Origin of the sequence: Flavobacterium praedii, assembly GCF_026810365.1 — a bacterium.
GTDB lineage: Bacteria > Bacteroidota > Bacteroidia > Flavobacteriales > Flavobacteriaceae > Flavobacterium > Flavobacterium praedii.
On sequence record NZ_CP113948.1, the window covers coordinates 23422 to 35680 of the forward strand.

General features: G+C 33.6%; 13 protein-coding genes and 1 tRNA gene. 7 read left to right on the top strand and 7 right to left on the bottom strand.

The window, feature by feature from the left end:
• The first annotated feature begins 2 nt into the window (after nucleotides 1-2).
• Nucleotides 3-1139: a collagen-like domain-containing protein gene (locus OYT91_RS00130; protein WP_281239014.1), complete on the top strand. Its 1137-nt coding sequence runs from the start codon at nucleotides 3-5 to the stop codon at nucleotides 1137-1139.
• Between the two features lie 8 nt (nucleotides 1140-1147).
• Nucleotides 1148-1807, top strand: a complete 660-nt coding sequence (locus tag OYT91_RS00135; RefSeq protein WP_281239015.1) for a DUF6734 family protein — start codon at nucleotides 1148-1150, stop codon at nucleotides 1805-1807.
• A 4-nt stretch (nucleotides 1808-1811) separates the two neighbouring features.
• On the opposite strand, the gene OYT91_RS00140 is transcribed toward OYT91_RS00135, so the two are convergent.
• The gene (locus tag OYT91_RS00140; protein ID WP_281239016.1) at nucleotides 1812-3035 is read right to left on the bottom strand and encodes a tyrosine-type recombinase/integrase; all 1224 of its coding nucleotides are present in this window, start codon (nucleotides 3033-3035) and stop codon (nucleotides 1812-1814) included.
• Nucleotides 3036-3100: 65 nt separating this feature from the next.
• A tRNA-Met gene (locus tag OYT91_RS00145) sits at nucleotides 3101-3174 on the bottom strand.
• 153 nt (nucleotides 3175-3327) lie between these two features.
• Between OYT91_RS00145 and OYT91_RS00150 the strand changes: the two genes are divergently transcribed.
• Both OYT91_RS00150 and OYT91_RS00155 read left to right on the top strand, forming a co-directional pair.
• Nucleotides 3328-3720 carry an START-like domain-containing protein gene (locus OYT91_RS00150; protein ID WP_281239017.1) on the top strand — a complete coding sequence of 131 codons (393 nt, stop codon included), beginning with the start codon at nucleotides 3328-3330 and terminating at the stop codon, nucleotides 3718-3720.
• Between the two features lie 56 nt (nucleotides 3721-3776).
• Entirely contained in the window at nucleotides 3777-4616 is an 840-nt protein-coding gene (locus tag OYT91_RS00155; protein ID WP_281239018.1) for an aminotransferase class IV, read from the top strand.
• On the opposite strand, the gene OYT91_RS00160 is transcribed toward OYT91_RS00155, so the two are convergent.
• The 5 genes from OYT91_RS00160 to OYT91_RS00180 form a co-directional block, all read right to left on the bottom strand.
• A complete protein-coding gene (locus OYT91_RS00160; protein ID WP_269223608.1) occupies nucleotides 4613-5173 on the bottom strand; it encodes a YqgE/AlgH family protein in 561 nt (186 codons plus the stop codon). The two genes, OYT91_RS00155 and OYT91_RS00160, sit on opposite strands and share 4 nt — an antisense overlap.
• A gap of 129 nt (nucleotides 5174-5302) precedes the next feature.
• The gene (locus OYT91_RS00165; protein ID WP_077375548.1) at nucleotides 5303-5575 is read right to left on the bottom strand and encodes an HU family DNA-binding protein; all 273 of its coding nucleotides are present in this window, start codon (nucleotides 5573-5575) and stop codon (nucleotides 5303-5305) included.
• Between the two features lie 182 nt (nucleotides 5576-5757).
• Nucleotides 5758-6705: a methionyl-tRNA formyltransferase gene (gene fmt, locus OYT91_RS00170; protein WP_281239019.1), complete on the bottom strand. Its 948-nt coding sequence runs from the start codon at nucleotides 6703-6705 to the stop codon at nucleotides 5758-5760.
• Entirely contained in the window at nucleotides 6705-8600 is a 1896-nt protein-coding gene (locus tag OYT91_RS00175; RefSeq protein WP_281239020.1) for a RecQ family ATP-dependent DNA helicase, read from the bottom strand. Before OYT91_RS00175 ends, fmt begins: the two co-directional genes overlap by 1 nt.
• Nucleotides 8601-8652: 52 nt before the next feature.
• Nucleotides 8653-9186 carry an AAA family ATPase gene (locus OYT91_RS00180; RefSeq protein ID WP_269223605.1) on the bottom strand — a complete coding sequence of 178 codons (534 nt, stop codon included), beginning with the start codon at nucleotides 9184-9186 and terminating at the stop codon, nucleotides 8653-8655.
• A 628-nt stretch (nucleotides 9187-9814) separates the two neighbouring features.
• Here OYT91_RS00180 and OYT91_RS00185 point away from each other — a divergent pair.
• The 3 genes from OYT91_RS00185 to murA all read left to right on the top strand — a co-directional run bounded on the left by OYT91_RS00185 (nucleotide 9815) and on the right by murA (nucleotide 12241).
• Nucleotides 9815-10111, top strand: coding sequence for a DUF493 family protein (locus tag OYT91_RS00185; protein ID WP_269223604.1), 297 nt, complete (start codon nucleotides 9815-9817; stop codon nucleotides 10109-10111).
• Nucleotides 10112-10113: 2 nt separating this feature from the next.
• On the top strand, nucleotides 10114-10821 hold the full coding sequence (locus tag OYT91_RS00190) for a DUF4290 domain-containing protein (RefSeq protein WP_269223603.1): 708 nt from the start codon (nucleotides 10114-10116) through the stop codon (nucleotides 10819-10821).
• Between the two features lie 103 nt (nucleotides 10822-10924).
• Entirely contained in the window at nucleotides 10925-12241 is a 1317-nt protein-coding gene (gene murA, locus OYT91_RS00195; RefSeq protein WP_281239021.1) for a UDP-N-acetylglucosamine 1-carboxyvinyltransferase, read from the top strand.
• Nucleotides 12242-12259: the final 18 nt, after the last annotated feature.

Sequence of the window (12259 nt, forward strand, 5' to 3'; positions counted from 1 at the left end):
TGATGAGCAAAATTGTAAAATTCGTAAAAGATAAAAACGGAAATGTCTTGTTGTTTCGCATACAAGACAATTTCTTAATTACTTCTTTTAGTCCGGCACAAAATGTAGTAGGTGTACCATCATCGCCAAATGTTTTTAAAATACAATCCGAAGCTACCTTTGGGAATAATCCTTTTGTTATGGATTATTTGCAAGTGGACACAACATTGTGCGAACCTATGATTATGGCTCAAAATTTCAATGCCTTTTTGATTGAATTGGCTGAAAAATTCTTTTTTACCGAGAATTGTTGCGAAGGACAAACAGGGCCACAAGGCGAACAAGGAATCCAAGGGGAAAAAGGCGAACAGGGTATTCAGGGAGAGCAAGGAATCCAAGGTATTCAAGGGGAAAAAGGTGAACAGGGTATTCAGGGAGAGCAAGGAATCCAAGGTATTCAAGGAGAAAAAGGCGAACAAGGAATTCAGGGAGAGCAAGGAATCCAAGGTATTCAAGGGGAAAAAGGCGAACAAGGAATTCAGGGAGCACAAGGAATCCAAGGTATAAAAGGAGACAAAGGCGAAAAGGGAGACAAAGGAGAACAAGGACCTCAAGGTATTCAGGGAGTGAAAGGTGATAAAGGCGATCAAGGTATTCAAGGTCCTAAAGGAGAACCAGGCACAGGAACTTCGGGACCAATCCCAAATCGATTTGAACCCAATTCAGGTTATACTCCAGATTACAATGGATATTCTTTGATGGATTACATTACAGGAAACGGCGATAGGCAAAGATTTGTCAGTTTTTTTGATGAATCAGGAGTACCTTCAGGGGTTTTGGGAATGATAGATACCGATGGTGTTTATAAAGCGTTAATGCAATTGTACACTTTAGAAAGAGTGGTTGAATTTGCATCAAAAACTATTAATTTGACTAAAGGTAGTAATAGTGTTGCCTTGCCTGACACGGCTAACGGAGAGATAATTGAAGTGTTGAGTATTCGAGATGAAATAGGAAATGATATTCCTTTTCGTTTTACAGGGGTGGAGTATTGGAGGAATGCCATAATAATTGTAAATCAGGCACAAACCAATTTGAAAATCAGTTTTTTGGTAAGCCATTTTAAATATTCCCCAGTACTATTTCAACCTGTTTGGTAGTGTTTACTATGAGAGTAATTTATACGTATCACCCCACAATTCTGAGTCGAGAATGGGTAAAACCTGATTTTCAACAATTGTTTCTTAGGGAATCTATCAAAGATGCTTTGCGGTTTTATTCAGAGGTTTATTTTTATACCAATGATGAATTCGCAAAGCAAATTAAAGACATTAAAGGGATAAATATTGTTATTCAAGAACCTAAGCCATTTGATAAAGAACTGTGGGCATTGCCTAAAATTTTTGCTTATGAAGCGCAAAATACACCCTTTTTATTCCTTGATTTAGATGTGATTTTAGGACATCAACCCGAGTTTGATTCGGTTTTGGTGGAAAGTATTGATAGTGGTGCACTATTTAAAGAAAGCTATAGGCAAGCCGAAAAACACCACACGCACGCCTTTAATATGGGAGTTTATGGTTGTAAAGATTTAAATTTCAATGCTGAATTTTGTAAAAAAGCACATCAATTTATAGCTGATAATTATGAAAAATTCGCCAAAAAAGGAATCCTTCGATTCATGCCCATTTATTTCGAGCAATTGATGTTAGCCGAAACTTTGAAAGAGTTCAATTTGGAACCCAAACTAATCGACAATCCCAATTATGTTCATTTAAAAAATCAAAAATGGGATCTCGAAACCTATAAAAGACTGCTCACTATTTAAGCGTTTATTCTGCAATATTAATGTGATGGGAATAATCTTCTGGAAGAACGGCATCAATATCTCGTAAATATTTTTCTAAGGCAACCATGGTTTCGTGGCCTGTAATTAGCATTAATTTACTTTTAGCTTCAAATGGGGTGCTGTTTTTTACAAATTCATGGTAAAGTTTGGTAATGAACGTGTGTCTGAAACTGTATAAACCGTAATCTTTTCCTAATCCAAAGTGGTCTTTTACTTTTTTGAATCGTTTACTGAAATAGTCTCTTTTGTCAGTTTCATTGGTTGCCCATTCTTGTCCAATTCCATTGGGAGTGAATAAATAACTCTCTGGATTGTATTTTTCCAAATCGGGTAATGAAGCAAGCAGAATTTCAGGTATGATTTTTACTTTTACAGCTTTGTTTTTTGCTCTTACATAAAGTCGTCTATCTTTTACGTTTACGTCTTTGATTTGTAAACGAGTCACTTCAACAGGGCGTAAATGATTATACGAAATGAACTGAATGAATAACAACATCAATTCATCGTTACTCTTTAGATAATTGAAAATATCTACTTCTTGTTTGCTGCTATAGGTTTTGTTTCGCTCAGGATTGGATTTTAAGACGTTGATTTTTTTGACAAAATTGTCTGGAATAATGTCGTTATCTTCTAAAGACTGAAAAAACATCGATAAAATAGCCCTAGCATTATTTCTGTTTTTCGCACTAGTGGAGGATAAAACGCTATTTAAAAACGTAACAATTGTTTTCTTATTAACCGAAGTAATATCACGATTTTCAAAACCATTAGCAAAAAGCCACTTTTCAAAAGATTTAAGGCGTATTCTGTAATCTCTAAAACTGTTATCTTTTAAAGTGTTTTTCTTTAGTTCTAAAGAAAAGGTAACAGCTTCTGAAATTGAGTAGTTTTTTGTTTCATCAACTGGAACGGAATCTTCATCATAAGGATTGAAGCCACTCTCCAAAATATTCTCAACTGCTTTGGCTAAAATCTTAATAGCATGTTTTCTTTCTCGTAGCGTATTGAATCTATTTACGCCAGCGTAGATCGGAGTTTGTCTTTCTAGCTTGTCAGTTACAGGGTTTCTGAAGGAATAATACACATACCAACGCTTCGAAATATCGCCGTTTGCGTCGTATATTTTAGGTGCGGTATATTGACTTTTGTATTCCAAATCGTATGCGTTAGCGTATTCATTTGATAAGAGGTCGATAATTTTAGGCATAAAAAAACGGTTTTAAATTGCTTTAAAACCGCATAAAATCTGTGTTTTTTGATTTTTCAACCTAGTAGCGAGACCGAGATTTGAACTCGGGACCTCAGGGTTATGAATCCTGCGCTCTAACCAACTGAGCTACCTCGCCATATTTGGAACAAAAGCTGTTCCTGATTGCGGGTGCAAATATAAAACAATAATTAGAGTTTGCAAGCAAAAAAGCAATAAAAAAAAATATTTTTGAAAACGTTTTTTTTTTGGAGTAATAATCTATATATTTCGCAAAAATAAAACGAAATTCATGGATTCTAAAGTACGTTACGAAATCGAATTCCCCATAAATTCATCTCCTCAATTGTTATATCAATATATTTCAACTCCATCAGGATTGTCCGAATGGTTTGCAGATAATGTTAATTCTCGGGGGGAGTATTTTACTTTTATATGGAATGATTCTCAAGAAAAAGCTCGCCTAGCGTCTAAAAAATCAGGAGAGAAAGTAAAATTTAAATGGGTAGATGATAATAATAAAGATACCGAATACTTTTTTGAATTGAATATTTTAGTAGATGAACTTACTAAAGACGTTTCTTTAATGGTGGTCGACTTTGCCAATAAAGAAGAGGTCGAGGAAGCTACTCAGCTATGGGAAAATCAAATTTCAGACCTAAAACATGTAATAGGTTCTGTATAGTAAAATTGTATATTATAACTTATATTTGTCACGCTCAAACAGCGTGACTTTTTTTTATGGTAAATTTTAATGGAATAATAGTATCTCAAGACGCAAATGTCTTAGTGCAAAATAGAGGTTTTTTATATGGTGATGCAGTTTTTGAAACTGTGAAAATTGTAAACGGAAAAATACTTTTTTTAGAAGATCACTACTTTCGCTTAATGTCTTCAATGCGTGTGGTTCGAATGGAAATTCCAATGAATTTTACAATGGAATATTTAGAAGAACAAATTCTTTCTTTGGTTGAAAACTTAAATATAGCATCAACTGCTAGGGCTCGAATTACCGTTTATAGAAATAATGGTGGTTTGTATTTGCCTCAAACCAATGCAGTTTCATTTTTAATACATGCTATTCAACTTGAGGACAAGGCATATTTAATTAACGAAAGTAATTATGAAGTCGATTTATACAAGGATTTTTATATTACAAAGCAATTGTTGTCTTCTATTAAAACAACAAACCGTCTGATAAATGTAACTGGAAGTATTTACGCTAGTGAAAACGGTTTGGATAATTGTATCTTATTAAATGACAGTAAAAATGTTGTTGAAGCTTTGCAGGGTAATGTTTTTATGTTGCAAGGTAATAGGCTAACGACACCTCCTGTCTCAGAAGGCTGTTTGAATGGGGTGATGCGTAAGCAAATTATAGAATTGGCTAAAAAAGTAACAGGTATAGAAGTCGCTGAAGAAACTATTTCTCCTTTTGATTTACAAAAAGCAGATGAATTATTTATAACCAATGTTATAAAAGGGGTACAACCTATAACAAAATATAGAAAAAAAGAATTTACTGTTGAGGTTTCTAAAGTTTTGGTTGCAAAACTAAATGAATCTTTAAATTTGATTTAGTTCAAATAAGGATTTTCTGGAGCATTAGACCAAATAAGGTAGTCACCTCCTAATTCGATGATTTGTTCTTTCCAGAAATGGGTGGTAGGTTTTCCGATTATTTTATTTTCATAATTATTTCTGGTAACAATCCATGAATTAGCCTCCATTTCTTGTTCAAGTTGATGCTCTTCCCAACCTGTGTAACCTAAAAAGAATCGAATATTTTCTTTTTTTATTTCACCGTTGTTAATGAGTTCTTTGGTGGATTCAAAGTCACCGCCCCAATAAATGCCATTGGAAATCTCAATGCTATTTGGAATCAAATCGGGTATGTTGTGAATGAAATATAGATTGTCTTGTTCTACAGGACCACCATTAAAAATTTTGAAATTCGCATTTATTTCTGGAATCAAATCCTTAATGTTATATTTCAAAGGTTTATTCATGATAAAACCTACTGAGCCATCTGGATTATGATCTGCTAATAAGATTACAGATCTATTAAATGACAAGTCTCCAATTATTGATGGCTCAGCAATAAGTAAATATCCTTTTTTTAATTTTTCTGAAATCATAAGGCTATATTTTTAATTAAATTTAAGAAAATTTAAATTAAATATCCAAATTTTTTAGTTACTAATCGTTAAAAAGCAAAAAAAAACCTTCCAATCGGAAGGTTTAATTATATTAAGATAAACTGTAATTTAGTTTACAGCTCCTTCTAAATCTGCTCCAGCTTTGAATTTTACAACATTTTTTGCAGCGATTTGAATAGTTTTTCCAGTTTGAGGATTTCTTCCGTCTCTTGCAGCTCTTGATGATACTGACCATGATCCGAATCCAACTAAAGATACTTTACCACCTTTTTTCAAAGTTCCACCTACATTTCCTAAAAATGATTCTAATGCCAATTTTGCAGCAGCTTTTGTAATTCCTGCATCAGCAGCGATAGCGTCGATTAATTCTGATTTGTTCATAATAATTTGATGTTAATTGTTGGTTAAAATAATTGTTAATTAAAAACAAAATTAGCAGGAAATACGGTCTTTGCAAGTGTTTTGTACAATTTTAGCTTATTTTGTTAATAACTTGTTTTTATTGTTCATAAAGTAAGGTAAAATCCCTTAAATAATACCTTTAACACCCGTTTTTATTAGCCTTAATGGACTTTCGCAGTATCCGAAAAAATAATTCCGTTTAGTAATTCATGGGTATTCATTTTCTTTTTTCCTGGAAATTGTAAATTCATTATTTGAATATAGCCTTTTTCTACTGCAATTTTCATCTCTTTTTTAGTGCAAATTAAGCTGCCAATTTCATGGGAGTGTTCTTCGATAATAATTTTGGATTCATAGATTTTTACATTCCACTCTTCATCTTTGTCACTAAAAAAACACCAAGCCCCAGGATAAGGACTTAATCCCCTTATGAGATTGTTAATTTCTATAGCCGACTTTGTCCAATCAATTTTACAATTTTCTTTGTTGAGTTTATAAGCAGTTTTGATTTCGGATGAATCTTTTTGAATAGTAGTAGTTACATTTCCTTTTTCAATTAACTTCAAAGTGTCTACTACGGTAGTGCATCCTAAATCCATTAATCGATCGTGCAATTGTCCAGCATTTTCTGTAGCGTCTATTGCTATTTCAGAATTCAGTATCATCGCTCCAGTGTCTATTTTATCATCGATAAAAAAAGTAGTTACTCCCGTTTTTGTCTCTCCATTGATAATTGCCCAATTTATGGGGGCCGCTCCTCTGTAATTTGGAAGCAAGGAAGCATGTAAATTGAATGTTCCTAATGCAGGCATTTCCCAAACCACTTTTGGCAACATTCTAAATGCAACAACAATTTGTAAATTGGCTTGTAACGATTTTAATTCTTCAAGAAAGCGCTCGTCTTTTAGATTGGTTGGTTGTAATAAGGTCAGGTTGTTTTCTAGTGCATATTCCTTTACTGCAGAATATTTCAGTTTTTGTCCTCTACCTGCGGGTTTGTCAGCAGCCGTAATTACACCTACCACTTCATAATTGTTTTTGATTATGGTGTCCAGTATGCCAACAGCAAATTCCGGTGTTCCCATAAATATAATTCTTAATTTTTCCATTAGGTTTTTAAAGTGTATTTGTTGTTGTTTTGAATAATCAAAAGATCATCTTCTAGTAATTGCTGTAGCACAAAGATAACATCGTCTGCGGTATTTTTGGTCCTATCCTGGATTTCTCTTGAGCTTAAATCTTCTGTTTTTAATAATGTTGTTATTTTTTTAGAAAGAAGATCTAAGTCATTTTTAGGTTTTTTGATGGTAATGCAATAAGAACAAATCCCACAATTGACGGTTGTTTTTTCTCCAAAATACTCCAATATCATTTTGCTTTTGCAAATATCCTTCTCCCTAATATATTTCAAAACCGATTGTAATTGTTCTTTTTTGAGTTCGTTTTGTCGGGTTAAGTATTTGCTAACTTTGCTAATTGTTCTTTCGTCTTCCCTGATTTCATTGAAGATTAAAGTTGCGTCATTGCTTTTAGAATGGTATTCGATTATTTCTTTTTCTTTTAGTTTTTGCAATACGGCAAGTATTTCGGCTTCTGAATGATGTGATTTTTTTGCAATTAACGGTAAGTTAAATGTGGTTTGCATTTCGTAAACGCCCGGATACGTTCTCAGGATGGTCAAAATAATTTCTTCGTCATTTGGATTCAAACTTGTATAACGAATGACTTCTTTGGAAGGGATAAGAAATTGTAAAGTGATTTTTTCCGAAAATTCTTGAGACATTGTCAGGATGCCTTGCCCGTCCAAAAAACGCATTGCATTAAAAGTTTTTAGTGCGGGAAAACCATATTTCAAACAAAAATGATGCAAATTAAAGGAAAACTGCTCGTCTATTCCTTCTCCGTAAGCAATTTGAAAATAATTGCAAAGTTTTACATACATAGTGTTCAAAAAAACTTTGTCTGGTAATATGTTCAAAAATTGGCTCTCAGATTGAACAATATCGGCTGGGCTTGTCAATAAAACAGCAAAAGCTTTTTCTCCATTTCTCCCAGCACGGCCTGCTTCCTGATAATAATTTTCAATGTTTTCAGGCAACTGAATGTGAATGACTGTTTTTACATTGGCCTTATCAATTCCCATTCCAAAAGCATTGGTAGCCACAATAACTTGTGCTTTTTCTTCCATCCAAAGCTGCATGTTTTTGTCTTTTTCTCTAGCCGTAAGACCACCGTGATAATAAGTACTTTTAAATCCTAAGCTTTGCAATTGTGCAGAAATGTCTAGACACGACTTCCTGTTTCGGACATAAATGATAGAAGGTTGTGGGTTTTTTTTAAGGATTTGTTGCATCCGATATAGTTTATCTTCAACTTCAAAAACCATATAGGCAATATTTTTTCTAGCAAAAGATTTTTCAAATTGATTTGGATTGTGCATGCCCAATTCCGTAATAATATCTTCTTTTACTCTAGGAGTTGCCGTGGCGGTCAATGCCAAAAAAGGAACTTTTGGAAAATGGGTTTTCAATGCCGAAATCTTCAAATAGGCAGGTCGAAAATCATGTCCCCATTGCGAAACGCAATGTGCTTCGTCAATAGTGATCAAGTTTATGGGCAATCCTTTAATACGATCCAAAATCCAATCCGATTGCAGTCGTTCTGGAGATAAATACAAAAATTTATAATTTCCAAACTGACAATTGTCTAGCAAGTCAATCATTTCCTCAGATCGAATACCGCCAGTTAATGCAATTGCTTTGATTCCTCTTTTTTGCAAATTGGCTACTTGATCTTTCATTAAAGCAACCAAAGGGGAGATGACCAAGCAAATTCCTTCTTTCATTAAACCAGGAATCTGGAAACAAATCGATTTTCCACCACCAGTTGGCATTAAAGCAAAAGTGTCTTGACCACTCAAAACCGAATCAATAATTTCGTTTTGTAGCGATCTAAAGCTGTCGTGCTGCCAATATTTTTGAAGAATAGCTAATGCTTTTGGCATTATTTACAGTTTAGATTTTTACTAATTTATCATGTTGAAATTCAGTAATTTGCTAAATTTTATCTAATATATAAAGAATTCTGTTATCTACACTATCTTTTGGTACCTCAATTAGTGAATAACCATAATTTGTATAGGTATTTGTAAGGTATTCGTGAATTTTTTTGGCTTGTTCAAAGCTCTCATAACGCTCTTTGTCGCTTACATAAATTTCCTCCCATGGCGGAAGTATAAATATTTTAGTATACACATTTTCGCGACAAGCGTGATCAAAATGATCTGGGAAGTCATCTCCAATATAATCAAGATACGCCACTACATCCGGAATACCGCGATCAATAAAAACCCATTGATGCGTTTCGTTTTGAGCATTATTATACTGCTTAATTCTACCGTCAAGCAACATTTGACTAAATAATAAAGGATCTTCAAGAAACAATTGTTCAATACCTCTTCTTTGGGCTTCATGCGTGAGTTCACGGGAAATTTCGGGATAACAACAATATCCCTTTTCGAGTAAACCTTTAATAATAGAACTTTTCCCCGTACCAGGGCCACCAATGATAACAATAATTTCTTTCTGCACTTTCTGTAATTAAGCGGCAAAAATACTCAAACTTATTGGTTTTTAAAAAGTTTATTCAACACTAATTAAAGGCAAATGATCAGGAGCGAAAGATTAGGCTTTTTTAGGAATTATAGTTCCTGCTGTCCACTATATTCCCGATTAACAAAAACTACGGCAAAAAAGCCTTGTTTTTCTAAATCGGGAGATGCCGCTCCCATCAGGGCTATAGAAGAAACATCCTGTATTTTTGGATACACTAATTAGATAAAGTATACAAAAATAGGAATTACGGCCTTTTATTTCAGAAAATTAAATTCAAAATGCTATCCCATTTTTCTAAAAGTAATGCCGATTTATTATCCGTTTTTTGTCCAGTCGAGAACAACCATGATTCAGCAGTTTATCTTGATCGCGCTCCACTTCAATGATATTGAGCAAAAAAAAATTGCATCTAGGTATAACAAAGTCTAATGCGGAATCGGGTTTTATCTTAAATTTATAAACATTTTGCCCAACTAGACAACTTTAAAAGCTGTTTATTGAAGCTTAATCAATCGACATTTATTCTAAAATCTAAATTCCTAAATCTAAAATCTAAAATCTAAAATCTAAACCGTATCTTTGCGTTTATTTTTTAATTTAAAAAATGGAAGACAATAAAGAAAAAGAGATCGCAGCCTTTTATGAAAGATTAAAAGTCGAGTTAGACCTTAGTAATTCTTGGCCTGCAGAATATTTGTTTAAATTTATAGTTCCTACAACCGAACAAAATATACTAAAAGTAGAAAGTGCTTTCGATTGTATGGGAGCCGTAATTAAAACAACAAAATCCAAAACAGGAAAATTTACCAGTATTTCGGTAGATTTAACCGTAAAAGATTCACAAGAAATAATCGATAAGTACCAAGAATTATCAATAATAGAAGGTATAGTTTCCTTATAATTATGATCGAAAAATATAAAAAAGAAAACGCGAATGATGTGGTTTTCAATCTAGAATACAATTCGGAAAGAGAACATCTAATCATTCCTGAGTATGGTCGTCATTTGCAAAAATTGATTGAGCAAGCCACTAAAATTGAAGATGAAGTAGAACGTAATAAAGCGGCTAAATACATCATTCAAGTTATGGGAAGTTTGAATCCTCATTTGCGGGATGTACCTGATTTTCAGCATAAACTATGGGATCAGCTTTTTATCATGTCTGATTTTAAGTTAATTGCCAATTCTCCATATCCTATCCCTTCCAGAGAAGTATTACAACTCAAACCTGATGTTTTAAAATATCCCCAAAATTTCCCTAAATATAGGTTTTATGGAAACAATATAAAGTACATGATCGATGTGGCTAATAAATGGGAAGAAGGTGAAATGAAAAATGCATTGGTTAAAGTAATTGCCAATCACATGAAAAAATCCTATTTGAGTTGGAACAAAGACACTGTAAAAGATGATGTGATTTTTGAACATCTTTATGAACTGTCAGATGGGAAGTTGAATTTATTGCAGAGTTCAGAGGAATTATTAAACACCACCGATTTATTGCGAACCAATAAAAGAGTCTCAAATAAAATTTCTCCTGTTGGGCAACCAAAAATCCAAAGCAATAAGAATAATAAAACAGGTAAACCAAAACCTTTTCAAAAAAAGTAAATAAATTAAAGAGAAACTAAGACGCTTAGAAATGAAGCTGAAAAGCTTAAAAAAAAACTTAAAGTCAAGGAAACTTAGAATCTCAGAAACTTAAAACAAAAACATGGAAGTTTTCAAAATAGTAGGGGGAGTTCCTCTTAAAGGAGAAGTAATACCTCAAGGTGCTAAAAATGAAGCATTACAAATTTTATGTGCTGTTCTTTTGACACCCGAAAAAATAACAATCAACAATATCCCAGATATTATTGATATTAATAAATTGATTACTCTTTTGGGTAATTTAGGAGTTAAAATTGAAAAAATCGGACAAGGATCCTATACTTTTCAATCCGATGAGATTAATGTAGGATACCTAGAAACAGAAGCCTTCAAGAAAGAAGGAGGTTCACTTCGTGGTTCCATTATGATTGTTGGCCCACTTTTGGCACGTTTCGGAAAAGGATATATCCCTAAACCAGGAGGAGACAAAATTGGACGCCGTAGATTGGATACCCATTTTGAAGGGTTCATCAATTTAGGAGCCAAATTTAGATACAATAGAGAAGACCATTTTTATGGAGTAGAAGCTCCAGATGGACTTGTGGGTGCTGATATGTTATTAGACGAAGCTTCAGTAACGGGTACGGCTAATATTGTAATGGCTGCGGTTTTGGCCAAAGGTAAAACAACTGTTTACAATGCAGCCTGTGAACCTTATTTACAACAACTTTGTAAAATGCTGAACTCCATGGGTGCCAAAATTACTGGCGTGGGTTCTAATTTATTAACAATTGAAGGAGTAGAATATCTTGGAGGATGCGAACACAGAATACTTCCAGATATGATTGAAATTGGTTCTTGGATTGGTCTTGCTGCTATGACAAGAAGCGAAATTACCATTAAAGATGTGAGTTGGGAAAACCTTGGGGTAATTCCAAACACCTTTAGAAAATTAGGAATCACTCTTGAAAAAAGAGGCGATGATATTTTTATCCCTGAACACAAAAACGGGTATGAAGTTAAAACCGATATTGATGGTTCAATCCTAACAATTTCCGATGCTCCTTGGCCAGGTTTTACTCCCGATTTATTGAGTATTATTTTGGTTGTAGCTACTCAAGCTAAAGGAGATGTTTTGATTCACCAAAAAATGTTCGAAAGCCGTTTGTTCTTTGTAGATAAATTAATAGATATGGGAGCAAAGATCATGTTGTGTGATCCTCATAGAGCAGTAGTTATTGGACACGATTTTAAATCGGTACTAAAAGCAACAACCATGTCTTCCCCAGATATTCGTGCCGGAATTTCATTATTGATTGCTGCACTTACCGGAAAAGGAACCAGCATCATTCAAAATATTGAACAAATAGATCGTGGATATGAACGAATAGATGAGCGATTAAGAGCTATCGGTGCACAAATCGTTAGAGAAAAACAATAATAAAAATCAATTTTTAAA

Excerpts from the sequence above, each read along its gene's own strand:
- OYT91_RS00130 (WP_281239014.1), top strand. The coding sequence starts at position 3 with ATGAGCAAAATTGTAAAATTCGTAAAAGATAAAAACGGAAATGTCTTG.
- OYT91_RS00135 (WP_281239015.1), top strand. The coding sequence starts at position 1,148 with ATGAGAGTAATTTATACGTATCACCCCACAATTCTGAGTCGAGAATGG.
- OYT91_RS00140 (WP_281239016.1), bottom strand. The coding sequence starts at position 3,035 with ATGCCTAAAATTATCGACCTCTTATCAAATGAATACGCTAACGCATAC.
- OYT91_RS00150 (WP_281239017.1), top strand. The coding sequence starts at position 3,328 with ATGGATTCTAAAGTACGTTACGAAATCGAATTCCCCATAAATTCATCT.
- OYT91_RS00155 (WP_281239018.1), top strand. The coding sequence starts at position 3,777 with ATGGTAAATTTTAATGGAATAATAGTATCTCAAGACGCAAATGTCTTA.
- OYT91_RS00160 (WP_269223608.1), bottom strand. The coding sequence starts at position 5,173 with ATGATTTCAGAAAAATTAAAAAAAGGATATTTACTTATTGCTGAGCCA.
- OYT91_RS00165 (WP_077375548.1), bottom strand. The coding sequence starts at position 5,575 with ATGAACAAATCAGAATTAATCGACGCTATCGCTGCTGATGCAGGAATT.
- fmt (WP_281239019.1), bottom strand. The coding sequence starts at position 6,705 with ATGGAAAAATTAAGAATTATATTTATGGGAACACCGGAATTTGCTGTT.
- OYT91_RS00175 (WP_281239020.1), bottom strand. The coding sequence starts at position 8,600 with ATGCCAAAAGCATTAGCTATTCTTCAAAAATATTGGCAGCACGACAGC.
- OYT91_RS00185 (WP_269223604.1), top strand. The coding sequence starts at position 9,815 with ATGGAAGACAATAAAGAAAAAGAGATCGCAGCCTTTTATGAAAGATTA.
- OYT91_RS00190 (WP_269223603.1), top strand. The coding sequence starts at position 10,114 with ATGATCGAAAAATATAAAAAAGAAAACGCGAATGATGTGGTTTTCAAT.
- murA (WP_281239021.1), top strand. The coding sequence starts at position 10,925 with ATGGAAGTTTTCAAAATAGTAGGGGGAGTTCCTCTTAAAGGAGAAGTA.